A 25078-nucleotide genomic window follows, 5' to 3' on the forward strand; every position below is an offset into this window, starting at 1 on the left:
ACCCCGCGATGAGATGAAAAAAAACTCAACATGAAAAATAATTTCATGCATGATGGACCTTCGCAACTGAGGATGTGATGAGCTGATGGATATTGTCTGGCAATTACGGCAGCAGTCGGAGCGCGCGGATGCGCAGGAATCGAGGCTGGCGCGTTTTATTCTGGCGAACCTGCACGCCAATGTACACGTCACCATGGAGAGTCTGGCTACACAGGCTGGTGTGAGTCCGGATGTGCTAAGACGCTTTGCCACCTCGGCGGGCTGTCAGGATCTTGATGATTTTCTGCATCAGGTGCGGAAAGCCGGTCAGCAGCAGGATGTTGAATTTATCGATGTCATCCGCCAGCGGCAATCGTCGCTGAGTCAGCAGGAGAAACGCGTTGCCGAAGCGATTCTCAGCGACACTGCTTTTGCCGCTTCCGCCACCATCGAGCAACTTGCCGGCCGCGCAGAAGTCAGCGCCGCCACCATCACCCGCTTTGCGCGTTCGCTGGGTTGCGAAGATATCCGCGATTTGCGTATGCGGCTGGCGCGCGCGCCACAGAGACAAACCACTCACGCGATTGCGCCGATTGAGGCCATTACTCAAGCGTTAACCCAGCAATATGGTCAAGCGGAAGCGGCGACCTGGCAGCGTGCCGCAGAGATGCTGCGTAAAGCCCGAAGCGTACTGCTGATTGGCGCATCGGGGCTGCATACTACGCTGGTGGCGGACGTCCATCAGCGCCTGCAAAACGCCGGACTGGCCAGCGCGTGGATTCAGGATGACAACCTGCTGAGCATGACGCTGAGCCGTTTGCAACCGGACGATCTGTTGCTGATTCTCGCGCCTGATACCGTTAACAGCCACGTGCTTAGCGCAGTACACCATGCGCACATTCAAAAAACGCCGGTGATTGCGCTTTGTGCGAAGACATTAGATCTCGCCAATCAAGCCGATATTTGGCTGCCGCTGCCGGAAGCGCAACACGCGCGCCGTTACGGCATTTTGTTTGCGCTGGATCGGCTGGAGTCAGCATTAACTGTTCTCTAAGTAAATCTCCAACATCCTTAGATTTGCAAAAGTAAAACGATCGGTTTACTTTTAGAGGATGAAAAAGAAACTCGATATCATCAATGCCGCTGAGCGGCTGTTCTATCTCAACGGCTTTCACGCCATCAGCACCGATCGCATTTGCAGCGAGGCGAATGTCTCGACGCGCACCTTGTATCGCTATTTCCCCTCGCGTGAAGCGCTAACGGCCGCGGTGCTGGAGGCGCGACAAGATCGTTTCTTCGCCGCGTTGCAATCGCCGGACCATCCGCAAGCGGTCAGCCATATGTTCGATGCGATGGCCGACTGGATGCAGCAATACGGCAACAATGGCTGCTTGTTTCTCAAGGCATGGGGCGAATACGCCGGAGAAGATGCCGCGTTAGCCGAACAGGCGCTGGCTTACCGCCACAAGATGCGCAATTACATTGCACGCGCCATTCAGCAGGCGCTCGGCAAGCAGCATGTCGCGCTAGCGGATGCGGTTTGGCTGCTGTTTGAAGGTGTGCTGACTTCCGCGCTGATCATCGGCGCGGCGCAGGCGTGCGAAGCCGGTAAAAACGCCGCGCTGCAGCTTATCGCGTTCAGTGAACAGACATGAAGGGTACGGCGCTCGGCATCACCGGATTTGCACTTATCGCGGTGACCTACGGTATGGCGCGTTTCGCCTGGGGCTTGATGATGCCCGAGGTGATGCACGACATCCCCTTTACCCGGCGCGTTTCTGGCGTGCTTTCGGCCTGTAGCTTTGCCGCTTACTGTGTGGCGGTGTTGATCGCGCCGATGATGACCGCCCGCGCCGGGCCGCGATTTCCTGCTGCGGTTGCCGCGCTGTGTGCCGCGTTGGGTTTGTTGATCATCGCGAGCGCGGTATCGCCGTGGATGCTCGGCGTGGGATTGTTTATCGCCGGTATGAGCGCCGGTCTCGCCTCGCCTGCGTTAGCGAGCGCCGTCAGCCAGCGTATTGAGGCTGAGCAACAGCCGCAGATGAACACGGTTATCAATGCCGGAACCAGCATGGGCATTATGTTGTCAGTGCCAATTTTGTACTGGCTGCCCGGCGGTTGGCGCATCGCCTGTGCGGTTTTTGCCGCGCTGGCGATGATCTGCCTGGTGCCGATTTGGCGCCAGCTACCCAATCACAGTGAAAACGCTCAACGTGAATCCTGGTTAAACCACCTGCGGCAGCGTTCGCTGCAGCGCCTTATCTTCATTGCACTGTTCAGCGGCGTCGCCAGCGCGGCTTGGTGGAGCTTCGGCCCGGATCTGCTGCATCACATTCACGTCAGCGACCGCATGGTTAGCCTGTTGTGGCTCATCGCTGGCGCAGCAGGCATTATCGGCGCGCTCACCGGCCCGATGGCGAAATGGATGGGGATGAAGCGGGTTTATTGGCTGTCGCAATGCTGCCTTGCCGTGCCCTTATTGCTACTGGCGTTCAGCCATCACTATTCAGCCTGGCTGTTTCCCGCCGTGGCGCTGGGTGGCGCGGCGTATGTTACGCTCTCGGGCGTGTTGCTGGTGTGGGGCGCAGAAGCAACCAACAATGCCCCCGCCGTTGGCGTAGGCATCTTGTTCTTTATGTTGGCTGCGGGTCAGGTGATGGGATCGCTGCTGTTTGGACAACTCTTTATGCTGGCAGGCGCGCCAACCGCATTAACGCTGTTTGCCGCGCTGCCGTTGCTAATGATGTTTGTTATTCGTCGTTAAACGGATCTTTTTTGTCGTCTTCACTGTCATCGCGCGTTCTGGGGATCTCACCGTGTTCGCTGGGATTGTCCTTGGCGGGATGCTTTTCATCATTCACGTCGCGTTTATCTTTAGGGTGATTGCTCATCTGAAGCTCCTTTGTTGATCACCCATTAAGTGTAGTTGATGGGGCGAGGCGTTCGCCCCATACGCTTACTGCAACGCTTTCAGAATCTGCATCGCGGCTTTAACCCGCTCGGTATTGGGATAATTTTTGTTTGCCAATATCACAATGCCGACCTGCTTCTCCGGGATGAAGGCGACATAAGCACCGAACCCACCGGTTGCGCCGGTCTTATGCACCCACGACGCGCTGACACGCGGATGTGATTCGGCATCCCGCACCGGCTGCGGCCCAAGCGCCACCTTGTTATCCGCGCCCTTCACCGCCATCTCCGCCTGAGCGGGCCAATCCAGCATCTCCCACCCCAAACCTTGATAGAGCGCATCGGTGCGATAGAAACGCGTTTGCGCGAAATCCAGCGCCTGCTGCAGCGGCTTATCGTTAACCTGCTGCGGATCCATATTGGCCTGCATCCAGCGCGCCATATCTTTAATCGACGACTTCACGCCATAGGCTTCAGCATCCAGCATGCCCGGCGACAAGCGCACCGGTTTGCCTTCGCGGTAGCCCCATGCGTAAGCATTTTTCGCGGCGTCAGGCACGGTGATAAAGGTGTGCTTGAGCTGCAATGGCGTGAATACGCGCTGCTGCATTGCCTGTTCAAAAGTCAGCCCGCTGGGTTTCGTCGCCAGCCAGCCAAATAAGCCGATGCTGCTGTTGGCATATTGACGCGTGTTGCCCGGCGCCCACTGCGGTTGCCACTGTTGATAGAAGTTCGCCAGCGCCTTTTCGTCGGTCACGGCATCGGGCACCTGCAGCGGCAAGCCGCCAGCGGTGTAAGTTGCCAGCTGCAGCAGCGTGATGTCGCGCCACTGCGGCGTATTCAGTGCCGGCCAATATTTGCTGGCAGCATCGCTCAGCGCGATCTCGCCTTTATTCACCGCAACGCTACTCAGCACGCCGGTGAAGGTTTTACTCACCGAACCCAGCTCAAACAGCGTGTCTTGGGTGACCGGGCGCTGCTGTTTGACATCCGCCATGCCCCAGGTGAAATAGTGAGGCTGGCCTTTAACTACCACCGCCACCGCCATGCCGGGAATCGATTGCTGCTGCATTAGCGGTTTGATCGCCCGATCAACGGTTGCCTGCACATCCGCCTTCGCGGCGAACGCCATGGAGCACGCCGAGGTCAGCGCTGTAGCTATCAATGTTTGAGAAATCAATTTCACTGTAGTTAACCTTCCGGGTTGTTGTTCCGCAGGCAGTTTGACCAATTTGACAGGGTGCAACAAACTGTTAATTTTAGCGCCAGACAATAGAAAATCTTACAGGTAGGCGCATGACACGACCCTATATTCCCCTGAACGCGCTTAGAGCCTTTGAAGCAGCTGCACGTCATCTAAGTTTTACTAATGCGGCGATTGAGCTGCACGTAACCCATGCAGCCGTGAGCCAGCAGGTAAAATCGCTGGAGCAGCAGCTCGGTTGCCAGCTGTTTGTGCGGGTCTCGCGCGGTTTGATGCTGACCACAGAAGGCGAAAGCCTGTTGCCGGTGCTCAACGACTCTTTCGATCGGATTGCCGATACGCTGGATCGTTTCTCATCCGGTCAAATGCGCGAAAAATTGAAAGTTGGTGTGGTGGGAAGCTTTGCCACCGGCTTGCTGTTGCCACGCTTAGAGGATTTTAACCGCCGTTATCCGCACATTGAGCTGCAACTCTCCACCCACAACAATCGCGTCGATCCGGCTGCCGAAGGCCACGATTACACCATTCGCTTTGGTAGCGGCGCCTGGCACGGCACCGAGGCGCAGTGTATTTGTCCTGCGCCGTTATCACCGCTGTGTAATCCGGCCATTGCCCGGCAGCTACAACAGCCTGCAGACGTGCACAAATTTACCCTGCTGCGCTCGTTCCGCCGTGATGAGTGGAGCCAATGGCTGCAAAGCATGAACGAACATGCGCCATCGCCTGCGCATCCGGTGATGATTTTTGACTCGTCGCTGACGATGATTGAAGCGGCGTTGTTAGGTGCGGGGATTGCGCTGGCACCGGTGAGGATTTTCAATCACCTGCTGCAAAGTGAGAAGCTGGTGCGCCCTTTCGCCGCTGAAATCGATCTCGGCGGCTATTGGTTAACGCGTTTGCAATCGCGGCACGAAAGCGCCGCGATGACCGCGTTTTCTGGCTGGTTGATGAATACCTTTTTGCCCGGTGCGCACTAATTAAACGAACACGTGATTTATAGCGCGAGAGCGCAGGCCGGAGTCACTTTTGGTCCGGTGGTCCTCGCGCCGCAGCAGATGTGTCAGCGCCCGCACGTAAGCCAGGCCTTACGCTATTTGTTTCGCCTTCGCCAGCGTGCGCGCAAGAAGTGCTGAGTACAGCGGCTTGCCGCCGAAGAACTGCGCGGCCAGCGTTGCGCCGAGACAGGTAATGATCATCGGCAAAATTAGCTGATAATTGTTGGTCATCTCCAGCACCAGCACAATGCCGGTCAGCGGCGCGCGCACCGACGCCGCAAACAGCGCGCCCATTCCGGCCACGGCAAAGGTTGCCGGCTCCAAATGTAAACCCGGCAGCCACTGCATGCAGAGCTGGCCGAAGCAGGTGCCGAGCAGCGTGCCTAGCGTCAGCATCGGGGCGAAAATACCGCCTGGCGCGCCGGAAGAGAAACAGCAGACAGTGATGAGCGTGCGCAGTGCGAAGAGCAGAAACAAGGCCAGCGCGCTATAGCTACCGCTGGAGAAATCGGGGATCAGGGCAATCCCGCCGTTGATGGCTTGTGGCAGCACCAGGCCAATCACGCCGCACGCGCCAGCCAGTAAACTTCCCCACATCACCCAAGGTGCCACGCGACCTTGGTGCAAACGCTGAAACTGATCCTGCGCGAGGAAAATGAAGCGATTAAATGCCACGCCGCAGCCACCGAATAACACGCCTAATACCAGATAAAGCCACAGCGTATTGGTTGGCGCATCCTGCAACTGACCAATATTGATGATCGCCTCATTACCATTACACACGCGGAAAACAATGCTGGAGACGATAACGCCAACAAACACCGCTTTGATGGAAATCAGGCTGTAACGAAACTGCGGACGCATCTCTTCAATAATAAACAGGATGCCCGCCAGCGGCGCATTGAAGGCAGCCGATAAACCGGCGGCAGCGCCGGTTGCCAGCAACGTGTGGCGAGATTCAGAAGATTTAACGCGGAACAAATCGACACACATGCCGCCGATATTGCCACCCAGTTGCACGGTTGGCCCTTCGCGACCCAACACCATGCCTGAACCTAACGCGCCCATGCCACCAATGAATTTCACTGGTAGTACGCGCCACCAGCGCACCGGTCGAAGCTCCTCCAGCGCGCCTTCGATTTCAGGAATACCCGATCCGCCCGCTTCTGGCGCGTAACGTCGCACCAGGAAATAGCCAATAGCGCCTAATAATGCCGAAAGGAAAAACGCACCGATTATTTTCGCCAGCAGATTGTCACCGGCATCCGCCAGCCAGCTCAATCGCGTCTGCACCACAAAATTTACGGCTTTATCAAAGGCCACGCCAACCAAACCGGTTAGCACACCGACCAGCGCAGCCAGCAGTAATAGTGCAACGGGCGTTTTGTCGCGGCGTAATAGTTTCTGCATCAATAAGAAGCGCCCAGCACGTAAAATCGTTTTGGGCTCTGCGGAGTGATGATGAGCAGACATGCAAATCCCTCTGTATTCAGAACAGTGTTCAAACGTTAGTTTGAAAAAATAGGGATTAGCATACTGAGAATGAAGTGATTTTTAACCCAGGAATTCGCAAGCGGATTTTTCAGGATCGAAGAGGTTGGGCATTTTTAGGCGATGCATCAACCTCTTCTACGGGGAATTAATCCTGCTCTTCAGCAATCAGCGTCAGTTTTTCATCAGTGGCTTTTTCTTCTTCCAGCGTTTCGCCCAGTAACCTGGCGGCATCCTGATAATCCAGCTTCAGGGCTAAGGCGCGCAAGGTGCCGTAGGTGGCGATCTCATAGTGCTCAACTTTCTGTGCGGCACCGATCAGTCCAGCATCGCAAACCGGCCCTTTTTCTACTTCATCGATAATTTCCTGCGCCTCTTCGGCCAGACCTTCCAGCGCATGGCATTTCATTCGTTTGATCTGCACGCCTTCCGTGAGCTCAACCAGTTGATCAATACGTTCAATTTGTCCGCGCGTTTCTTCGAGGTGCTGTTTAAAAGCCGCAACCAGATTAGGATCAGAGGCTGCGCGAATCATTTTTGGTAACGCTTTGGTGATCTGTTTTTCTGCGCTGTAAATATCAGAAAGATCATGCACAAACAGATCTTGCAGTGTTTTAATCGTCATAATATGGCCTTTTAGTAGAGTAGAATATCAGGTAGGTAAAAACGTGGGCGAGAGTGAATAAGGAATTACGCCGGCACATAAGCCTGACTTAATCCTGGCGGACAATAGATAATTCACAAGCGAAGCCTGAAAATAAACTCACCGCATTGTTTAAATCATTGCCAGACTTAAACCAGGTCAATCGGAGAGAACATAATGAAAAAGCCAGGCCCGCCAGAGCTCAACGGCGAAATCATTCACGAACGCAGATTAATGCCGCTCGGATTAATTTCTCTGTATGAAGTTACCTTCAACAATGGCAAATATGCCGTTATGCGTTTGGATAAATCTCAACCCTTTCATCAGGGTGACGTTTTTAAACGCATTAATGACTGCTGGTATTGTGATGAACAACTGATACATCCTTACGCTTTTCAGTTTGTCGATCAGGCTGAAGCGCAACGGTCATTTATCGAATATGAGCGATAATATTATCTTGTGCTCTTTCATATCGGCGAATGAAACGCAGCGAGTTGGTCCGGTTGCGCTGGCGGCAATGACATCCAGAAATTCACCTCCATGCTGGTTTCATATTCCGCATGCGCTTCAAGGAAAATATGCTCGCCGCTGCGCGATTGCCCGCCATAAAGCCAGCCGCCCTGCACCTCACCATTTTCAAATTGCACGATGCACTCCTGCTTGTAGCCGGGTGCTTGTTCATTTACATCAATCCATTCAAGAATATGGCGCATTGGCTTACTCCTCGGCAATAAACAGTGATTTACAGTGCGGGCACAACATAGCCTGTCCGCGCGCTTGCTTTAAGGAAGATTGTGGGCAAAACTTTTTACAGACTGGACACTGAGTTTTGACTTCCCGGCGTGATAAGCTTTCTAAAAATTGATTTAACCAGCTCATAATTTATTTCCTTTTTCCGTTAACTGATTCTAACACACCTGATTTTTTTCATTGCCACTCCCACTTGACAACCACGTTAAAGATCCTCAACCCCATCATTACGTTCAGTTAAATGTTTTAAATTAACTTTTATTTTATATACCAACCGTAAGATCGATTTGGCACTATACTCAAATAAGACAAATATTTTCCCTCGCCCTCTCTTATACCGTCGACTTTCCTGTTGATAGTGCTGACTTTTATAATCCATTGGATTTTTTGCGACGCCATTATGAAAAATAAACTTCCCACCGGGTCATTCATTAGCAGTAGTGCGCTTCCGGCAACGGCACGCAGTAGTTTTGAGTTTTTACATCACAGCGGTGTTTACCAGGCGAACCGGCCAGATGTTTTTTCCGAGCGGCAAATGGAAATATATGGCGAGCGTCTGGCAAAAACGCATCATCTTTCCGACGCCAAAAAAAGCTATAAATTATTGCAGCGGCTGGCGGAAAACGAACAGGCGCTGATAAAAAGCGCTGAAATATTAAGTACCGGTGAGAAGCGTAATTTGACACCGGCTGGCGAATGGTTGCTGGATAATTTTTATATTATCGAAGAGCAAATTCGGATGGTGCGCCATCTGTTGCCCACCAAATTTGGTCAGGGTTTACCTGCGCTGAAAGACCCCGCGCACTCTTTGCGCATTCAGGCGATCGCGGATGAGATGATCAGCCACAGTGATGGCCGCTTAGAGTCAGCAGTGTTGGCGACCTTTATTCATGCTTATCAACGCGTGACGCCGCTGCTGATGGGTGAACTCTGGGCGCTTCCCGCCATGCTGCGCTTTGCGCTGCTCGATAACCTCGCACGTATTGCGCAAGGCGTTGCTGAGATTCATCAGGAGCGCAGCCAGGCCGAAGCGTGGATTAATGAGATCGTTCATCACTCCGCCAGGGACGCCACTCGCGTGATTCAGGTGATCGCCGATATGGCGCACAAAAACGATCAGCTTTCCGGCGCGTTTGTCGCCGAACTGGCACGCAAACTGAATGGGCAGAATCACTCGCTGGCGCTAACGTGGGTGGAGCAACATCTGCTGAACACCGGGCGTAATACTGCGGATGTGATTGAACAGTTCAACCGCCAGCTGGCACTGAGTCAGCTCTCGGTCAGCAACAGCATTGCCGGATTGCGCCAGCTTGGCGAAATCAACTGGCAGGATTTGGTGGAGTCGCTGAGCCTGGTCGAGCAGGTGTTGGCGCAGGATCCCGCCGGGATTTATCCCCAGATGCATTTTGACAGCCGCGATCAATATCGGCATGTGGTTGAAGAGCTGGCTCGCCAGAGCGAATTCGACGAGCTAAACGTGGCCAATCAGGTTTTGGCGCTGAGTCGTCAGGCTGCATTGCCAGCGCGCCAACAGCATATTGGTTACTTCCTACTGGATAAAGGGCGTGCGCAGCTTGAGCAACAGCTAAAGCCGTGCCGTTCCTGGCTGAATCAGGTGCGCCATCATCTCAGCCAAACGCCGCTGCTCTCCTGGCTGGGCAGCCTGACGTTATTGACCACCGCTTTCAGCGCCGAAGCGCTGTTTTTCACTCATCAATCCGCGATGTCGGTGGTGCTGTGGCTATTACTGGTGCCGGCGGTGATCTTAATCAGCAGCCAGCTCGCCCAGCAGCTGCTCAGCGAAGTGACAACCCGCACCCGCCATCCGGTACCGCTTCCGCGACTTGATTACGAGCGGGCGGTACCGGATGGCGATCGCACGCTGGTGGTGATCCCCTGTTTAATCAGCAGCAAACATGGCACCGATGCGCTGCTGAGGTCGCTGGAAACCAGCTATCTCGGTAACGCGCTCGACAACATCAGCTTTATGCTGCTGGCCGATTTCACCGACAGCGCAGCCGAACACGATGACGATGATGCTGAAATCATCGGTTATGCGGTGCTGAAAATTCAGGCGCTCAACCGCCGTTACAGCAGCAAGTCGCACAATGATGTGCTGTTTTCTCTGCTGCATCGCAACCGCGTGCACAACCCTTCGCAGGGCGTGTGGATGGGTTATGAGCGTAAGCGCGGCAAACTGCATGCGCTCAATCGCTGGCTGCAGGGCGAAGCAGAGACATTTAACGTCATCGTCGGTGCCAGCCAGTCGCAAATGCGCACGGTGAAATACGTCATTACCCTCGATAGCGACACCATTCTGCCGCGAGAAACCGCGCACAAGCTGATTGGCATTATGGCGCATCCGCTCAATGCGCCGGTGTTTGATGACAGCCTGAATCGCGTGGTGGAAGGTTATGCCATTCTGCAGCCCCGTCTGGCGGAGGAGATTCCGCCCTTTGGCCAGGGCCGCTACGCGCGTCTCTCCAGCAGCGTGCCGGGCAACGATGCGTATTCATCGATGTCTTCCGATATCTATCAGGATCTGTTTGGCGAAGGTTCGTTTGTCGGCAAAGGCATTTACGATGTGGCGGCCTTTACCCGCGCGACGCGTAATACCTGCCCGGAAAATCTGGTGCTCAGCCATGATTTGCTGGAAGGCTGTTATGCGCGCTCCGGTGTGGTCAGTAATGTGGTGCTGTACGAACACTACCCGGATAACTATCTCAGCGATGTCGCGCGGCGTTTCCGCTGGGTACGCGGTGACTGGCAGCTTCTGAACTGGCTAAAACTACGCGTGCGACTGGAGAATGGCGGCTATCAGGCCAATCCGCTCAGTGCACTGTCGCGCTGGAAATTGTTCGACAACCTGCGTCGCAGCCTGATTGCGCCCGCCTTGCTGCTGCTGATGTTTCTGGCATTTAGTTGGGTGGCGAATCCGCCGTTTTGGCTCGGCTGCATTGCGCTGTTCCTGCTGTTGCCCAGCGCCTTAGCGTTGAGCATGGAAGGCATGCGCAAAAGTAAGACGCGCGCCTGGCAGCATCATCTCTCTATCCTGTCTTCGGATGCATTAATGCGCCTGAGCCGCGCGGGACTGACGCTGGCGACACTACCGCATGAAAGCTACTGGTCGCTGAAGGCGATTATCGTCACGCTGTGGCGACTCAACGTGAGCGGGCAGTTTCTCCATGAATGGAAAAGCGCCTCGGCGGGCAGTTCATCGCCCACGCCGTCACTGCGCCATTTTTATCAGGCGATGTGGTTTAACCCAGCGGCGGGCGTTGCACTGTCACTTTTAACCGCGCTGGTTAATCCTGAATTGATTGCGCTGGCGCTGCCGATCTCGCTGCTGTGGCTGATCACACCGTGGCTGTTGTGGCAGTTGAGTAAACCGGCCCATTCGCGCCAGAAAAAGCTCTCCACCGAGCAGCAACAGTTTTTGCGCCACACCGCGCGTCACACCTGGGCTTGGTTTGAAGATTTCGTCACCGCCGAACATAACCACTTGCCGCCGGATAATTTTCAGAAAGTGTTGCAGCCGGTGGTGGCGCATCGCACCTCGCCAACCAATATCGGCCTGTCGCTGCTGGCCAATTTAACCGCATGGGATTTTGGCTACATTACGCAGAAACCGGTGATAGCCCGTTCGCTCGCCGCGCTGGATAGCCTCGATCGCATGGAGCATTTTCGTGGACATCTCTACAACTGGTATGACACTTACACGCTAAAGCCGTTAAATCCGCGCTACGTCTCCACCGTCGATAGCGGCAACCTCGCCGCGCACCTCGCCACCCTGCAGGCCGGGCTTGCGCAGTGGAAGCATCTGCCGGTGCTCGCCTTGCCAGTGATCATGGCCGGTCTGCATGACACCTTGTCACTGGCGAAAGCACAAATGGGCGCTGAGCGTAACGATCGCTGGGATGAGTTAAGCGAGCAGTTTACTGCGCTGCAACAGGCCGCGCCCGTTGCGATTGCCAGTCATCTCTCGTCGCTGATCGCGCAGAGTGAAATTCTGCTGGCGCAGATGCAGCTGCCGCCGTTGCAGGTGAAATGGTTCGAACGGTTTATCCACCAGCTCAGCGATTTGCAGCAGGAGTGGACGCTGTTTTTCAGCTGGCTCACGCCGGATGATGATCTGCCTGCCGCCTTACCTTCTCTGCTGTGGCTGAGTGAGTTAGAGCGTCATCGCCCCGGCCTCCATTCTCAGCTCGCGGCGTCTGTGATGTGGGCCGCACGTGAACGCATGGCGACCTTGCTGGAGCTGGAAGGACGGCTGGAAGATCATGCAAAAATGGATTTCCGCTTTCTCTATGTTGATAAAACCGCGCTGCTCAGCGTGGGTTACAATCTCGACAGCGGCGCGCTCGATAAAGGCCATTACGATCTCTTCCCGTCCGAAGTGCGCCTGACGCACTACTACGCCATCTCCGCCAATCAGCTGCCGGTAAAAAGCTGGTTCGTGCTGGGCCGTTTGTTCACCCAACTGGATAACAAACCGGCGGTGATGTCGTGGAGCGGCTCGATGTTTGAGTACCTGATGCCGCATCTGGTGATGCCGGTTTACCCGGATACGCTGCTGGAAAAAATGGCACTGTCGGCGGTGAAGCAGCAGATCGCGTCCGGTGATGCCGCGCAGATTCCGTGGGGCGTCTCCGAGTCGGCTTACGCCGCGTTCGATGACAGCCAAAACTATCAATACAAAGCCTTTGGTACGCCAGAGTTAGGGCTGAAGCGTGGCCTCAACGATGATCATGTGGTTGCGCCCTACGCCTCGCTGTTGGCGCTGATGGTGCTGCCGCATCAGGCCACCGACAACCTGATGCGACTGAAGAAAATGGGTGCCTGCGGCAAATACGGTTTTTACGAGGCGCTCGATTTCACCGCGCAGCGCCTGGTACGCGGCCAGCAATTTGTCGCGGTGAAAACCTACATGGCGCATCACCAGGGCATGGGTTTTCTGGCGATTTCGCACCTGCTGCATGAAGCGCCGATGGTGGCGCGGTTTATGTCGAGTGCGCGCTTCCAGTCTTCCTACTTGCTGCTGCAGGAGCGCGTGCCGGATGACATTGAGCTGTATACCCCGCGTCGGCAGTTCGTTGACACCAGCGAGATCAAACCGCGTTCAGATACGCCCGAACTGCGCGAGTTCAGCGGCTCGGCGACGCATCTGCCGCAAATCCAGCTGCTGTCGAATGCCAATTATCATGTGATGGTGACGCAATCCGGCACCGGGTATAGCCAGTGGAAAGGATTGGCGTTAACCCGCTGGCGCGCCGATGGCACCAGCAATCAGCACGGTATCTTCTGCTACATCCGCGATCGCCAATCCGGCGAGCTGATTAGCCCGACGTTCCAGCCCAGCGGTGATGCGCGCCCGCAGCACATTGCGCGCTTTACCGACGCCGGCGCGGAGTTTGAATCGCGCATGGAAACGCTCAGCACCCGCACTCAGGTGGTGGTGTCGCCAGAAGATGATGTGGAAATCCGCCGCATCGTCCTGACCAACCATTCACGCCAGCTGCGTGAAATAGACATCACCAGCTATGCGGAAGTGGTGCTGGCTTCTGCCGCCAGCGATATGGCGCATCCGGCGTTCAGCAACCTGTTTGTGCAAACCGAAATCGTCACTGAACTGGAAGCGATTTTGGCGCATCGCCGCCCGCGCGATGAGAAAACCGAACCGCTGTGGACGTTCCACGCCCTGCTGATTCACGGCACCAGCGAGCGCGATACGCATTATGAAACCGACCGCGCACAGTTTATTGGTCGCGGCAGAACCGCCGCCGATCCGCAGGCGATGGCAGCCGATGGTGTACTCAGCGGCAGCGCCGGTGCGGTGCTCGATCCGCTGCTGTCGATTCGCCAGAAAATCGCCATCAAAGCGGGTAAATCCGTCACCCTCGATCTGGTGTATGGCGTCACCACGCAGCGTGATGTCTGCCTTGGCTTGATAGAGAAGTATCGCAACAATGTCTACGCCAATCGGGTATTTGAAATGGCGGCCTCGCACAGTCAGGTGGCGCTGCGCCAGCTGAATATCCTCGCCGAAGATGCCAGTTTGTATAACCAGCTCGCCAGTGCGGTGATTTTTGCCAGCCCTGAAATGCGCGGCGACACCCAGCGTCTGCAGCAGAATCGCCTGGGACAATCGTCGCTGTGGCGACACTCGCTGTCTGGCGACTTACCGATCGTGCTGGTGCGCATCGAAAACGGTACCCAGCTCAGCCTGGTGAGCAATCTGATTAAAGCGCATCAATACTGGCGCCAGAAAGGATTGACGGTAGATTTGGTGATCCTCAACGGCGAGCAAATCGGCTATCAGCAGCTGTTGCAAAATCAGCTGATCAAAATGATTTCATCGGGCGAGATGCAGATGCTGACCGACAAGCCTGGCGGCATCTTCCTGCGCCAAAGCGAGCACTTTGCGGCCGAAGATGTCACGCTGCTACTCAGCGTAGCTGCCGTGGTGCTGGAAGGCCGCAACGGCAGTTTGGCCGACCAGCTGACGGTGCTGTTAAAACCGCAGCCGGTGGCGCCGCCTTGCCGCTTCCTGGCGCATAAACAGGCCTTTCCTGCGCCCGCTCGCCTCGCTGAGCCGGAAAACATGCAGTTGTTTAATGGCACCGGCGGCTACAGCGCCGATGGCAGTGAATATCACATTTTGTTGTCCCCACATCAGCAGACGCCCGCGCCCTGGTGCAATGTGCTGGCAAATAAACAGTTTGGTAGCGTGATTTCAGAAAGTGGTCAGGCCTACACATGGTATGAAAATGCGCATGCATACCGCCTGACGCCGTGGCACAACGATCCGGTCAGCGATACGTCGGGCGAAGCCTTTTATTTGCGCGATGAGGAGAGCGGCGATGTCTGGTCACCTATGCCGCTGCCGATGCGCGGCGCCGGAGATTATTTGACGCAGCACGGCATGGGTTACAGCCGCTTTATGCATCAGGAGCAAGGCATTAGCAGCACGCTCACCACCTTCGTAGCTGGCGAACAGGCGGCGAAAATCACCCTGATTCAGCTCAGTAATCTGTCTGGCAAAACCCGTCATTTGTCGATCACCGGCTACGTCGAATGGGTGCTGGGTGAGCTGGTGAGCCAATCTGCCCGCCATGTACAAACTTCTTCGGCGATAGTGGCAGATGGCAGCGCCATTCTGGCGGTAAATCCCTATACCAGCAGCGGATCGATGCGCACCGCCTTCTTCGCCGCATCCGGCAATCAGATTGCTTTCAGCGGTAATCGCCTTGAGTGTCTGGGCCGCAATGGCTCGACGCGTAAGCCAGCGATGATGCAAGCGCGCGGTTTATCAGGCAACACCGGCGCGGGGCTCGATCCCTGCGCCACTCTGCAAACGCTGACCACCTTGATTGACGGCGATACGCGCACGCTGGTGTTTGTGTTAGGCGCGGCGGAAGGTACCGCAGCGGCGTTGACGCTAATGCAGCAATTTCTTCCCAGCGAACAGGCGGAAGCCGAACTGGCGAAAGTGCAGCAGCAATGGCGCAATCTGTTAAACAAAGTCGAGGTGCAAACGCCCGATGCGGCGGTAAATCTGCTGGCGAATAACTGGCTGCTGTACCAAACGCTGGCCAGCCGTTTGCTGGCGCGCAGCGGTTATTATCAGTCCGGTGGCGCGTTTGGCTTCCGCGATCAGTTGCAGGATACGTTGTCGCTCACCCACGCCGCGCCAAACTTACTGCGCGATCAGCTGGTGCTGTGCGCTTCCCGCCAGTTCCCTGAAGGCGATGTGCAGCATTGGTGGCATCCGCCTGCCGGACGCGGCGTGCGCACCCGCTGCTCAGATGATTATCTCTGGCTGCCCTTTGCACTCTGCCACTACATCACCGCCACGGAGGATCTTGCGCTGTTAGAACAGCCGATTAGCTATCTTGAAGCGCCACTGCTCACCGCCGAAGAAGAGTCAGTTTACAGCCTGCCGAACGTCAGTCAGCTGCAGGAAAACCTGTGGCAGCATGGCTTGCGTGCCATCCAGCATGGTCTGAGGTTTGGTGAGCATGGTTTGCCGCTGATGGGTTCCGGCGACTGGAATGACGGCATGAGCGAAGTGGGTATTGCCGGTAAAGGTGAAAGCGTCTGGCTCGGCTTTTTCCTCTACAGCGTGCTCACGCGCTTTGCCGCGCTCTCCACACGTATCGATCAGCCGGAAGCCGCCAGCTTGTGCGAACAACAGGCGGAGAAGCTGAAAACGGCGCTCAATCAGCTCGCCTGGGATGGTGAATGGTTCCTGCGTGGCTACTTCGATAACGGTGAAACCCTGGGTTCACAGCGCAACGCCGAATGTCGCATTGATGCCATCGCGCAGAGTTGGTCGGTGCTGTCTGCGGCTGGCGATCACGACAAATGCGCCTCGGCGATGCAGGCACTCGATCAGCAATTGGTGGATAGCGATAACGGCCTGATTAAACTGCTGACGCCGCCGTTCAATGGCACAGGCCCCAATCCGGGATACATTCGCGGTTATCTGCCTGGCATCCGTGAAAACGGTGGGCAATACACGCACGGCGCGCTGTGGGCAATTATGGCGTTCGCCGAAATGGGCCAGGTCGAGCGCGCATGGGCGTTGCTGGCGCTGATCAATCCGATCAATCACAGCCTGGATGCGAATGCTGTTGCAACTTACAAAGTCGAACCTTACGTGATGGCGGCGGATGTTTACAGCGCCGAGAACCATGAAGGTCGTGGCGGCTGGACGTGGTACACCGGATCGGCGGGCTGGACTTATCAGCTGATCATCGAAAGCCTACTCGGCATCACGCGCCACGGCGATAAATTGCGGCTGCGTCCGCGTCTGCCCAAAGCATGGCCAGGCGCGAATGTGATTTATCATGAAGGGTCCGCGCGCTATGAGATTGAGATGCGGCGCACGCCCGGCGCTTATCAGCTGTGGCTGGATGATGTGCTGAGTGCCGATGATGCCATCGCACTCAGCTGCGACGTCGGAAATCATCAGGTACGAATTCATCTCGCTGAGTAGCAATCACTGCGGTCATTAGTTTTCACCATAGCCAGCAGTGGAAAATATCGCAGCGCCCTGCCAGCGGCTATTTTAGGGTTATTCTCCCCTACAAGGAGAATAATTCATGAGCCTCTTATCACCCGGCAATCGCCGGGATTTTCTTTCCGCCGGCATGAAACTCACCGCCGCAGGCACCTTACTCAACGCGGGCATGAGCCGCAGCATTCAGGCGGCAGAAACCTGCCAACCAGCCCATGCCAGCCGCGTTGATGTCACGCACTTTTTGCTGCGCAATGTGCGCCTGGAAGAAGCCTTTATCCGCAAACAGGATGTCATCACCGCCACGCAAACCGGTTTTTATGATGTTGAGGTGAATGCTGGCAAGATTGCCGCCGTTCATCCTGCGGGCGTCAGCATTAATCTGCCAACGTGGGACGCCGCAGGTTATCTGCTGCTGCCCGCCACGCGCGACATGCATATCCATCTCGATAAAACCTTCTACGGCGAAAGCTGGCGCGCCCCGCTGCCGCGCCACAGCGTGATCGATATGATCCATCAGGAAGAACAGATCCTGCCCGAACTGCTGCCGACTTCTGAAATCCGTGCCGGGAAACTGATTGGCCTGCTGCAATCCAAAGGCAGCAGTTCTGCACGCAGCCATTGCAATATTGATCCGGTCAGCAAATTACACGGTCTGGAGCATCTGCAGCAGGCGATTGCCAACCATCGTGATGATTTTCATGCCGACATTGTCGCCTTCCCACAACACGGATTACTTCGCTCAAACGTCGAAGGCATGATGCGCGAAGCGATGAAGATGGGCGCGAACTACGTCGGCGGACTGGACCCAACCAACGTTGACGGCGCGATGGAGAAGTCACTGGATACCCTGTTCAGCATCGCGCTCGACTTCGCTGCACCGATCGATATTCACTTGCACGAAACCGAGCCGCACGGCGTGGCGGCGATTCGCTACATGCTGAAAACGGTGCGCGACAATCCGCAGCTGAAAGGCAAAGTCACCCTCAGCCACGCCTTTGCCCTGGGGACGTTACAGGGTAACGAACTGACGGCGATGATTGAGGAGCTGATAGAGCAGCAGTTTAGTATCGCCACCACCGTACCGATTGGTCGCGTAATCATGCCGCTGCCGCAGTTGCGCGCCGCTGGCGTGCCGGTGTGGTCGGGCACCGACACCATCGCCGATCACTGGCAGCCCTTTGGCAGCGGCAGCATGCTGGAGAAAGCCAACGTCTATTCGCAGCTCTATCGTGGGCCGGATGAGTATTCTCTGAGCCGCGCGTTGGGTATTGCCACCAACGAGGTGTTGCCGCTGAATAGCCACGGCGAACAGCAATGGCCGAAAGCGCAGGACCACGCCACTATGATGCTGGTTAACGCCAGTTGCTCTGCGGAAGCTGTTGCGCACATCGCGCCGGTGATGGCGACGTTCTTTAACGGCAAACAGACGTTTGGCAGCCTGAAAAAGGTGTGAATTTCGACCTGGTGCGCATCAATGCGCACCCTAAAAAAGCTGTATGGCGAAAGCCAGCAATTCATAGTCAATTTAGGCATTTGCCTGCGGCCGTCCTTTTCCATAGCTTGAAATCATCAACAGGAGAGGAACTTATGACAGCATCAGTATTACCGGTCGCGATTGTCACCGGCGGCAACAGCGGCATTGGCCTGGAAACCGTGATGTTATTGGCGGCCGATCATCAGGTTTACGCGATTGGGCGCAATCAGCAAACGTTGGAGGCTTTAGAACAGGTCACCAATGTGATTCCGCTTGCACTGGATATCACAGATTTTGCCGCCGTGGCCGCGTTCACCGCCACATTAAATCGGGTTGACGTGCTGGTGCATTCGGCGGCGATCTCGATTCTCAGCACTACCTTCTCCGCCACGCCAGAACTGTGGCAACAGCACCTGAACATTAATGTCATTGCGCCTGCAGAACTAACGCGCTTGACCTTGCCCGCCCTGCGCGCCTCGCAGGGCAAAGTGGTGTTTATCAACTCCGGTTCGGGGACGCTGGCGTTAGCGGGACACGTCATTTACTCCGCCTCCAAATTTGCCCTTACCGCGCTGGCGCATGCGCTGCGTAGCGAAGAGAGCGAACATGGCGTGCGGGTTGCGACAGTCGCGCCCGGCCCAACCGATACGCCGATGAATCAAGCCTCGCGTGCCCGCGCGGGTAACCATGCACCGATCAATCCGCAGGAGTATCTCGATGCGAGTTCGGTGGCGCGCGCCGTGCGGTTTATTGTGGATAGTCCGGAAGATACGCAGATTGCAGATATTGTTATTCGTCCACGCCGCGATAAAGCCAGGCGCTGATTCAGCAGTAAAAAATCCATAACGCGAGGCTGCCATCCGGCGGCCTTTTTCTTTTTTACGTTTTTTTAGCAATATTCTCACTGCTCATTCGTCTACCTCATCACCAGCAGTTATCCGTTAATGTCATGAGGACAAAACAATGAGAGATTTTGATATGCACAGACACGGTCATCGGGATCATTTTGGCGGTCATCGCCTGGCGAAACCGCTGCTGATGGGCGCGGTGATTATCGCCGCGCTGGGCTTGTTGGTGATGTCGCTGTGGAATGCGTTGCTGCCGGGCATCATCGGTGTGAAAAGCATCGGTTTCTGGCAGGCGCTGGGCTTGCTGGCGTTGTGCCGCATCTTGTTTGGCGGTTTGGGATTCCGTCCGGGCATGTTCGGCATGGCGCGTCGCCGCATGCACGAACGTTGGATGCAGATGACGCCGGAACAGCGCGAAGAGTTTATGCAGCATCGCCGCAATCGCTTTGGTCATCGTGGTCATCACGATCGTTGCGACTGGCATGGTCGTCGTGATGAGCGAGGTGAAACGCGTCCGCAGCCAGAGAATAATCCGCCCAAATCCGGCGACGCCGGGTAAGCGTGATGGCGCAGGATTCACTGCTGATGTCGGCAATCACCTCCTGCCGCACAAAGCTGAATGCGTTCATTCGCGGGCGAACCGCGGTACGTGAAGATGCCGACGATATCTTGCAGGAAGTCACTTATAAGCTGATGCAGGTGGAGCAGCCGGTGGAGAATGTCGCCGCCTGGCTGTTCCGGGCGGCACGCAATGAAATGACCGACCGGGCGCGAAAAAAACGTGAGCTGCCGCTGGCTGATTATTTTGGTGGTCGCGAAGAGCAGGATTTCCCGGAAGATGAGTTGGCAGAGACTTTATTTGGCGTGCCGCAGACGCCAGAAGATGAGTATCTGAAAACGCTGCTGTGGGAAGAACTGGAAGAAGCCTTAGCCGAATTACCTGACGCGCAGCGCGAGGTATTCGAGAAAACCGAACTGCTCGGCTACAGCTTTAACCAGCTGGCGCAAGAGAGCGGCAGCAGCGTGCAGACGTTATTATCGCGCAAGCACAAAGCGTTGCTATTTCTACGCACGCGCCTGCGTAACCTGTATGACGAAATAACCGGATAACCCGATTGCCTGGCAATCGGGCATCATTTACCACCACTTTTTCTCTTGCTGCGGCTGCAAAAATTGCACGCCTTGCCCGAGTTGTGGCATCGACACATTAATCTGCTGTTCCTGCGCCAGCGTCACGATTTGATTAAGCGGATCATTCCATGCATGAAACGCTAAATCGAAAGCGGCATTGTGAATCGGGAACAGCCATTTCGCGTTAAGGTCAATAAAGGCTTTGATGGTGTCTTGTGGCAGCATATGAATATCGGCCCAGCGACGGTCATAAGCGCCGTTTTCCAGAAAGGCCATATCGAACGGGCCGAATTTATTACCGATGTGTTTGAAACCATCGAAATAACCGGAATCCCCGCCATAGAACAGGCGGAAATCATCGCTGATAATGCTCCATGAGCACCACAGCCGCTTATTACTGTCGAACATGCCACGGCCAGAAAAATGCTGCGATGGCGTGGCGACAAATTGAATACCGCCGATATTCTTTGATTCCCACCAATCTAGCTGAGTGATTTTTTCCGGCGCAACGCCCCAGGATATCAGTAAATCACCGACACCCAGCGGCGTCAGGAAATAGCGCACGCGATCTTTGAGCTGCAAAATGGTGTGATAATCCAGATGATCGTAATGATCATGCGAAAGAATGATCCCTTCGATGGGCGGCAAATCTTCAAGCGCAATCGGCGCAGGCTGGAAGCGTTTGGGACCAAACCACTTAAAGGGCGAAGCACGCTGCGTAAATACCGGATCGGTCAGCCAGTATTTGCCCTGCATTTTAAATAGCAATGATGAGTGGCCAAGGCGAAATACGCTGTTATCCGCCGCAGCCGCAAGTTGCTGCGCGTCGAGTTTGATGAGCGGCAGCGCAGATTCAGGTGCGGTATTTTTAGGTTTGTTAAAGGCAAAATCCCAGAATAGTTTGGCGAACTCAGTTAATCCTAACTGCTGGCGTGGGATCTTATTGTTAAACCTTTTGCCATCAAACTGAGCGGATTGCGGATAGCGTTTTATATTGCAGCGACAAATGCCCGAACTATTCAACATTGATCTTTTACCTCTCATCCCGGGTCCTTCAGAATAGTCACTTTTACGGCAACGCACATCGCATATTGGGCGGTTGATGACTTCGCTAACGCCGAGAGTTAAATTAGCGCTTTTGCTTGATTTTATGAGGGAAAATGAAACGTTTATTTGTTTACGGTACGCTCCAGCCCGGCCATTCAAATGCGCATATTCTGGAAAACATCGGTGGCGAATGGCTGGCGGGAACGGTTTCTGGCACCTTTTATGAACGCGGCTGGGGCGCAGCAGCGGATTTTCCCGGCATTGTGTTGCAGGAAAACGGCCCGCGCGTGCCGGGTTATCTGTTTATGTCTGACAAGCTCGAGCCACATTGGCCGATGCTGGATGAGTTTGAAGATGGCTACGATCGCGTGGAAGTTGATGTCACCACCAGCAATGGCGAGCAAATAATGGCGTGGATTTATCAGTTGCAGCCGCAACTTTAACTTCACAATGCCAGTATTTACGCCCGATTTCGTATTACACCCCAAATGCGGTGCAACGTCCTCAATACAATCTGTAATGATCTGCGCACGCCCTGATTTCGGCTTCTAGAATGAATCTCAAATAGACGAGAGGAATTCATGATGATCAAAGTCTGCACCGCCTGCGGCACATCTTACGATGAGCAACAGAGTCAAATCGAACACTGCAAAATATGTGAAGATGAACGACAGTTTGTGCCGGCCAGCGGGCAAAAATGGACTTCACTGCATAGCCTGCAAGCCACACACTGCAATAAATGGCAGCAGCACGCTGCCAACCTGTTCAGTCTGCAAACCGTGCCCAGCTTTGCTATTAATCAACGCGCGTTTCTGCTGCAAACGCCGCACGGCAATGTTCTGTGGGATTGCATCGCCAATTTCGATAATGCCACCAAAGCGATTGTTACCGCGCTCGGTGGTATTCACGCCATCGCTATTTCGCATCCGCACTATTACAGCACCATGCAGGATTGGGCAGCGGCATTCGACGCGCCGATCTATCTGCATGCTAACGATAGTGAATGGATTATGCGCGACAGCCCGCACATTCATCTTTGGCAAAATGACGAGCTGGAAATTGTGCCGGAAGTGAAACTGGTCCGCCTTGGCGGGCATTTTGCTGGCGGATGCGTATTGCATTGGACGCACGATGACGGCGTGCTGTTGAGTGGCGATATCGTGCAAGTTACGCCCGGCGCGGATGCGGTGTCATTTATGTGGAGCTATCCAAATATGCTGCCGTTACCGGCGGCGGCAGTCAGCGATATTATGCGTCGGCTGGCGGCGCTAAAATTTTCGCGCTTATACGGCGCGTTCGAGCAGCGAGAAATTGTCGCAGACGCGCAGCGGATCGTGATGCAGTCGGGCGAGAAATATATTGCCTGCTTGCAGAAGTCTCTCTCCTGAACGAATTGTAAGCAAACGCGCTGCGGATGGATGTACAGACGTCTAAACATCCATTATAGTCCGTTCTCTACGTTTAAAGGGAATCCGCGCAATGAAGAAAATTTTACTCACGACGCTGCTGGCTGCATCCGTGGCGCTGCTTAGTGGCTGCAACAAAGATGATGAAAATCAAATCAAAGTGGCCATTAATACCGGACCTGACCAGGCGCTGTGGGATACCGTGAAGCAAGTTGCGCACGACAAATATCAGCTGGATGTCGATGTGGTGGCCTTCAATGATTACGTGCAGCCGAATGAAGCGCTGTTCAACAAAGATGTCGATGCCAACGCCTTCCAGAGCCTGCCTTATCTGGAGATGCAATCCAAAGAGCGCGGCTACCACTTCGCCGTGGTCACCAACACCTTCGTGTTCCCGATTGCAGGCTACTCGCGCAAGATTAAATCGCTGAAAGCGTTGCCAGACGGCGCCACCGTGACCCTCTCCAACGAAGCCACCACGCTCGGCCGCAGCCTGCTGCTGTTGCAGGCGCAGGGCTTGATCAAAGTGAAACCGGAAGCGGGCTTGCTGCCAACCACGCTGGATATCACCGACAATCCGAAGAAGCTGAAAATTGTTGAGGTGGATACACCGCAGCTGGCGCGTACGCTGGACGATCCGCAGGTTTATCTTTCGATCATCAACAACAACTTCGCCGCGCTGGTTAATCTCTCTGCCTGGCGTGACGGTATGTTTATGGAAGGCAAAGCCTCACCTTACGTGAATGCGATTGTGGCGCGTGAAGATAATAAAGACAGCGCCAACGTGCAGAAGCTGAAACAAGCCTTCCAGTCACAGGAAGTGCTGGATAAAGCGAACGAGATCTACAAAGGCGATATTATCAAAGGCTGGTAATTCGGCGAAAACTGCGCAGATATTAACTGCGCAGTTTCAGCTTATTTAAAATCGACCTCCATCAATTCCGCAATAGTTGCATTACGCGTTGAAGCGACACAATGATGCAAATAGTCAGTAAACTTTGACGATGGCGGCATACCCAGCTCCAGCAATTTCTCATTGCTGAACACCACATTCAGTTTTGAAAAATGTCCATACAGATTCATGGCGCGTAATAAGATGCGTTCATTACAGGGACCAAACAGCGAAGTAAATGAGCTCCTGCTCGCTGCCAGTTCACGGTAATTCACTTTCTGATACGTTTCGGCCACCGCAACGTGTCCCGAGGCTTGTGCCATCGCCTGATCAATCTCAGCAAACGTGACGCTGCTATTTTCACCCGCTGAAATATGAATAATCGTCTTCTCCACGTTGGGAGCCGTCAATAACAACTCCAGCGCATCGGCACAGTAATCGACCGGCACCACATCAATACGGTCATTCAGCTCACACATAAATTTGCCTAACGTGAGCACCATGCGAAATACCCAAAAAATGCTTGGCGACGGCGCACAGCCACAGTCCGAATGCCCCACCACAATGGATGGTCGCGCGATGACTAAGGGCAGATTAGGTAACATCTCGCTCATCATTCTTTCAACCGTCGCTTTACTCCACGTATATTCCACAACGTGTTGTTCGCGCAGCGTATTCAACTCACTTTCCACCACCAGCGAATTGGCTTCGGGCGCACACGACATAGCGGTACCGACATGCACAAAGCGCTTGAGCCCTTTCACCCGCGCCATACGACTGGCAAATGCGAAGGTGCCTTCTACATTGACTTTCCAGATGAGGGGATTCGCGCCAAAAGAGGCGACAGCGGCGCAGTTAAGCACATGCGTAACCTTGGTCAAGCGCGCATCGTCAATAAACCGTTCCGGCTCAGCAAGATCGCCTATTAAGATGTTCTCGTGGGTGAGCCTGTTTAATTGACCGGCTTCAACGCCAAATTTAATCAGGTTTTCCTTAATTCGGTCTAATCCTGCAGCTTGACTATTAGCCCGCACTAATAAAAGTAGTCGGTAATGATCACTTTTCTTGAGCAGATTAACCGCGACCGCACCGCCTAAAAATCCAGTTGCACCCGTTATGAGTACTGTATTCATATTTTTCAACCCATCGGTTCGTTACAGGAAAAACTGTGCATTTAACTGGCTAGAATCTATGCTCGCGTGGGTAAATGATGAATAAATGTCCTAAGCTTTCCTGCGGGTAAAACCGCGCCAGTGAGCTTTGGTTTATATATGTTTAAATGTGAT

At 54.7% G+C, this 25078-nt stretch carries 21 protein-coding genes; 13 read left to right on the forward strand and 8 right to left on the reverse strand.

Annotation, left to right across the window (positions count from 1 at the left end; all coding sequences use genetic code 11):
- The first annotated feature begins 85 nt into the window (after positions 1-85).
- From KVT28_RS10555 to KVT28_RS10565, 3 genes are read left to right on the forward strand one after another with little or no spacing between them, the layout of a single operon-like run.
- A complete protein-coding gene (locus KVT28_RS10555) occupies positions 86-1033 on the forward strand; it encodes a MurR/RpiR family transcriptional regulator (protein WP_217548258.1) in 948 nt (315 codons plus the stop codon).
- A 58-nt stretch (positions 1034-1091) separates the two neighbouring features.
- Entirely contained in the window at positions 1092-1634 is a 543-nt protein-coding gene (locus tag KVT28_RS10560; RefSeq protein ID WP_210080351.1) for a TetR/AcrR family transcriptional regulator, read from the forward strand.
- Entirely contained in the window at positions 1631-2743 is a 1113-nt protein-coding gene (locus tag KVT28_RS10565) for an MFS transporter (RefSeq protein WP_217548260.1), read from the forward strand. Before KVT28_RS10560 ends, KVT28_RS10565 begins: the two co-directional genes overlap by 4 nt.
- Here the strand turns inward: KVT28_RS10565 and KVT28_RS10570 are convergent.
- Together KVT28_RS10570 and blaPSZ are read right to left on the reverse strand one after the other, a co-directional pair.
- A complete protein-coding gene (locus KVT28_RS10570; RefSeq protein ID WP_167391175.1) occupies positions 2730-2870 on the reverse strand; it encodes a hypothetical protein in 141 nt (46 codons plus the stop codon). The two genes, KVT28_RS10565 and KVT28_RS10570, sit on opposite strands and share 14 nt — an antisense overlap.
- Positions 2871-2935: 65 nt before the next feature.
- A complete protein-coding gene (gene blaPSZ / locus KVT28_RS10575) occupies positions 2936-4069 on the reverse strand; it encodes a PSZ family class C beta-lactamase (protein WP_217548549.1) in 1134 nt (377 codons plus the stop codon).
- 116 nt (positions 4070-4185) lie between these two features.
- On the opposite strand from blaPSZ, the gene ampR reads away from it, so the two are divergent.
- On the forward strand, positions 4186-5070 hold the full coding sequence (gene ampR, locus KVT28_RS10580; protein ID WP_101761523.1) for a LysR family transcriptional regulator AmpR: 885 nt from the start codon (positions 4186-4188) through the stop codon (positions 5068-5070).
- A 108-nt stretch (positions 5071-5178) separates the two neighbouring features.
- On the opposite strand, the gene clcA is transcribed toward ampR, so the two are convergent.
- Together clcA and KVT28_RS10590 are read right to left on the reverse strand one after the other, a co-directional pair.
- On the reverse strand, positions 5179-6561 hold the full coding sequence (gene clcA / locus KVT28_RS10585) for a H(+)/Cl(-) exchange transporter ClcA (protein WP_217548262.1): 1383 nt from the start codon (positions 6559-6561) through the stop codon (positions 5179-5181).
- A gap of 166 nt (positions 6562-6727) precedes the next feature.
- A complete protein-coding gene (locus KVT28_RS10590; RefSeq protein WP_137387363.1) occupies positions 6728-7204 on the reverse strand; it encodes a ferritin-like domain-containing protein in 477 nt (158 codons plus the stop codon).
- Positions 7205-7399: 195 nt separating this feature from the next.
- On the opposite strand from KVT28_RS10590, the gene KVT28_RS10595 reads away from it, so the two are divergent.
- Positions 7400-7672 carry a hypothetical protein gene (locus tag KVT28_RS10595; protein ID WP_217548264.1) on the forward strand — a complete coding sequence of 91 codons (273 nt, stop codon included), beginning with the start codon at positions 7400-7402 and terminating at the stop codon, positions 7670-7672.
- A 17-nt stretch (positions 7673-7689) separates the two neighbouring features.
- Here KVT28_RS10595 and KVT28_RS10600 read toward each other — a convergent pair whose 3' ends face one another.
- The gene (locus KVT28_RS10600; RefSeq protein ID WP_101761527.1) at positions 7690-7935 is read right to left on the reverse strand and encodes a hypothetical protein; all 246 of its coding nucleotides are present in this window, start codon (positions 7933-7935) and stop codon (positions 7690-7692) included.
- 4 nt (positions 7936-7939) lie between these two features.
- Positions 7940-8101, reverse strand: coding sequence for a YnfU family zinc-binding protein (locus KVT28_RS10605; protein WP_217548267.1), 162 nt, complete (start codon positions 8099-8101; stop codon positions 7940-7942).
- Positions 8102-8507: 406 nt separating this feature from the next.
- On the opposite strand from KVT28_RS10605, the gene KVT28_RS10610 reads away from it, so the two are divergent.
- From KVT28_RS10610 to KVT28_RS10630, 5 genes are all read left to right on the forward strand, one after another.
- A complete protein-coding gene (locus KVT28_RS10610) occupies positions 8508-16970 on the forward strand; it encodes a glucoamylase family protein (RefSeq protein ID WP_254633499.1) in 8463 nt (2820 codons plus the stop codon).
- Between the two features lie 106 nt (positions 16971-17076).
- Positions 17077-18447, forward strand: a complete 1371-nt coding sequence (locus KVT28_RS10615) for an amidohydrolase (protein ID WP_217548271.1) — start codon at positions 17077-17079, stop codon at positions 18445-18447.
- 134 nt (positions 18448-18581) lie between these two features.
- Positions 18582-19292, forward strand: a complete 711-nt coding sequence (locus tag KVT28_RS10620; RefSeq protein WP_217548273.1) for an SDR family oxidoreductase — start codon at positions 18582-18584, stop codon at positions 19290-19292.
- A gap of 139 nt (positions 19293-19431) precedes the next feature.
- Entirely contained in the window at positions 19432-19875 is a 444-nt protein-coding gene (locus KVT28_RS10625; RefSeq protein WP_217548275.1) for a hypothetical protein, read from the forward strand.
- Between the two features lie 5 nt (positions 19876-19880).
- Positions 19881-20426 carry an RNA polymerase sigma factor gene (locus tag KVT28_RS10630; RefSeq protein WP_217548277.1) on the forward strand — a complete coding sequence of 182 codons (546 nt, stop codon included), beginning with the start codon at positions 19881-19883 and terminating at the stop codon, positions 20424-20426.
- Positions 20427-20453: 27 nt separating this feature from the next.
- Here the strand turns inward: KVT28_RS10630 and KVT28_RS10635 are convergent, their stop codons facing one another.
- A complete protein-coding gene (locus KVT28_RS10635; RefSeq protein WP_217548279.1) occupies positions 20454-21473 on the reverse strand; it encodes an MBL fold metallo-hydrolase in 1020 nt (339 codons plus the stop codon).
- 134 nt (positions 21474-21607) lie between these two features.
- Here KVT28_RS10635 and KVT28_RS10640 point away from each other — a divergent pair, with 134 nt between their 5' ends.
- The 3 genes from KVT28_RS10640 (at position 21608) to KVT28_RS10650 (ending at position 23774) form a co-directional block, all read left to right on the forward strand.
- Complete coding sequence (locus KVT28_RS10640; protein ID WP_137387355.1) at positions 21608-21937, forward strand: gamma-glutamylcyclotransferase family protein; 330 nt, start codon at positions 21608-21610, stop codon at positions 21935-21937.
- Positions 21938-22078: 141 nt separating this feature from the next.
- On the forward strand, positions 22079-22882 hold the full coding sequence (locus tag KVT28_RS10645) for an MBL fold metallo-hydrolase (protein WP_199559699.1): 804 nt from the start codon (positions 22079-22081) through the stop codon (positions 22880-22882).
- A gap of 91 nt (positions 22883-22973) precedes the next feature.
- Positions 22974-23774: a MetQ/NlpA family ABC transporter substrate-binding protein gene (locus KVT28_RS10650; RefSeq protein WP_217548281.1), complete on the forward strand. Its 801-nt coding sequence runs from the start codon at positions 22974-22976 to the stop codon at positions 23772-23774.
- A 41-nt stretch (positions 23775-23815) separates the two neighbouring features.
- Here KVT28_RS10650 and KVT28_RS10655 read toward each other — a convergent pair whose 3' ends face one another.
- Positions 23816-24925, reverse strand: coding sequence for an SDR family oxidoreductase (locus KVT28_RS10655; RefSeq protein WP_217548282.1), 1110 nt, complete (start codon positions 24923-24925; stop codon positions 23816-23818).
- Between the last annotated feature and the right edge of the window lie 153 nt (positions 24926-25078).

The sequence above is a fragment of the Pantoea sp. GbtcB22 genome (assembly GCF_019091025.1).
Taxonomy (GTDB): domain Bacteria; phylum Pseudomonadota; class Gammaproteobacteria; order Enterobacterales; family Enterobacteriaceae; genus Pantoea; species Pantoea leporis.

Coding starts and splice junctions, on each gene's coding strand:
- KVT28_RS10555 (WP_217548258.1), top strand. CDS start 86: ATGGATATTGTCTGGCAATTACGGCAGCAGTCGGAGCGCGCGGATGCG.
- KVT28_RS10560 (WP_210080351.1), top strand. CDS start 1,092: ATGAAAAAGAAACTCGATATCATCAATGCCGCTGAGCGGCTGTTCTAT.
- KVT28_RS10565 (WP_217548260.1), top strand. CDS start 1,631: ATGAAGGGTACGGCGCTCGGCATCACCGGATTTGCACTTATCGCGGTG.
- KVT28_RS10570 (WP_167391175.1), bottom strand. CDS start 2,870: ATGAGCAATCACCCTAAAGATAAACGCGACGTGAATGATGAAAAGCAT.
- ampR (WP_101761523.1), top strand. CDS start 4,186: ATGACACGACCCTATATTCCCCTGAACGCGCTTAGAGCCTTTGAAGCA.
- clcA (WP_217548262.1), bottom strand. CDS start 6,561: ATGTCTGCTCATCATCACTCCGCAGAGCCCAAAACGATTTTACGTGCT.
- KVT28_RS10590 (WP_137387363.1), bottom strand. CDS start 7,204: ATGACGATTAAAACACTGCAAGATCTGTTTGTGCATGATCTTTCTGAT.
- KVT28_RS10595 (WP_217548264.1), top strand. CDS start 7,400: ATGAAAAAGCCAGGCCCGCCAGAGCTCAACGGCGAAATCATTCACGAA.
- KVT28_RS10600 (WP_101761527.1), bottom strand. CDS start 7,935: ATGCGCCATATTCTTGAATGGATTGATGTAAATGAACAAGCACCCGGC.
- KVT28_RS10605 (WP_217548267.1), bottom strand. CDS start 8,101: ATGAGCTGGTTAAATCAATTTTTAGAAAGCTTATCACGCCGGGAAGTC.
- KVT28_RS10610 (WP_254633499.1), top strand. CDS start 8,508: ATGGAAATATATGGCGAGCGTCTGGCAAAAACGCATCATCTTTCCGAC.
- KVT28_RS10615 (WP_217548271.1), top strand. CDS start 17,077: ATGAGCCTCTTATCACCCGGCAATCGCCGGGATTTTCTTTCCGCCGGC.
- KVT28_RS10620 (WP_217548273.1), top strand. CDS start 18,582: ATGACAGCATCAGTATTACCGGTCGCGATTGTCACCGGCGGCAACAGC.
- KVT28_RS10625 (WP_217548275.1), top strand. CDS start 19,432: ATGAGAGATTTTGATATGCACAGACACGGTCATCGGGATCATTTTGGC.
- KVT28_RS10630 (WP_217548277.1), top strand. CDS start 19,881: ATGGCGCAGGATTCACTGCTGATGTCGGCAATCACCTCCTGCCGCACA.
- KVT28_RS10635 (WP_217548279.1), bottom strand. CDS start 21,473: ATGTTGAATAGTTCGGGCATTTGTCGCTGCAATATAAAACGCTATCCG.
- KVT28_RS10640 (WP_137387355.1), top strand. CDS start 21,608: ATGAAACGTTTATTTGTTTACGGTACGCTCCAGCCCGGCCATTCAAAT.
- KVT28_RS10645 (WP_199559699.1), top strand. CDS start 22,079: ATGATCAAAGTCTGCACCGCCTGCGGCACATCTTACGATGAGCAACAG.
- KVT28_RS10650 (WP_217548281.1), top strand. CDS start 22,974: ATGAAGAAAATTTTACTCACGACGCTGCTGGCTGCATCCGTGGCGCTG.
- KVT28_RS10655 (WP_217548282.1), bottom strand. CDS start 24,925: ATGAATACAGTACTCATAACGGGTGCAACTGGATTTTTAGGCGGTGCG.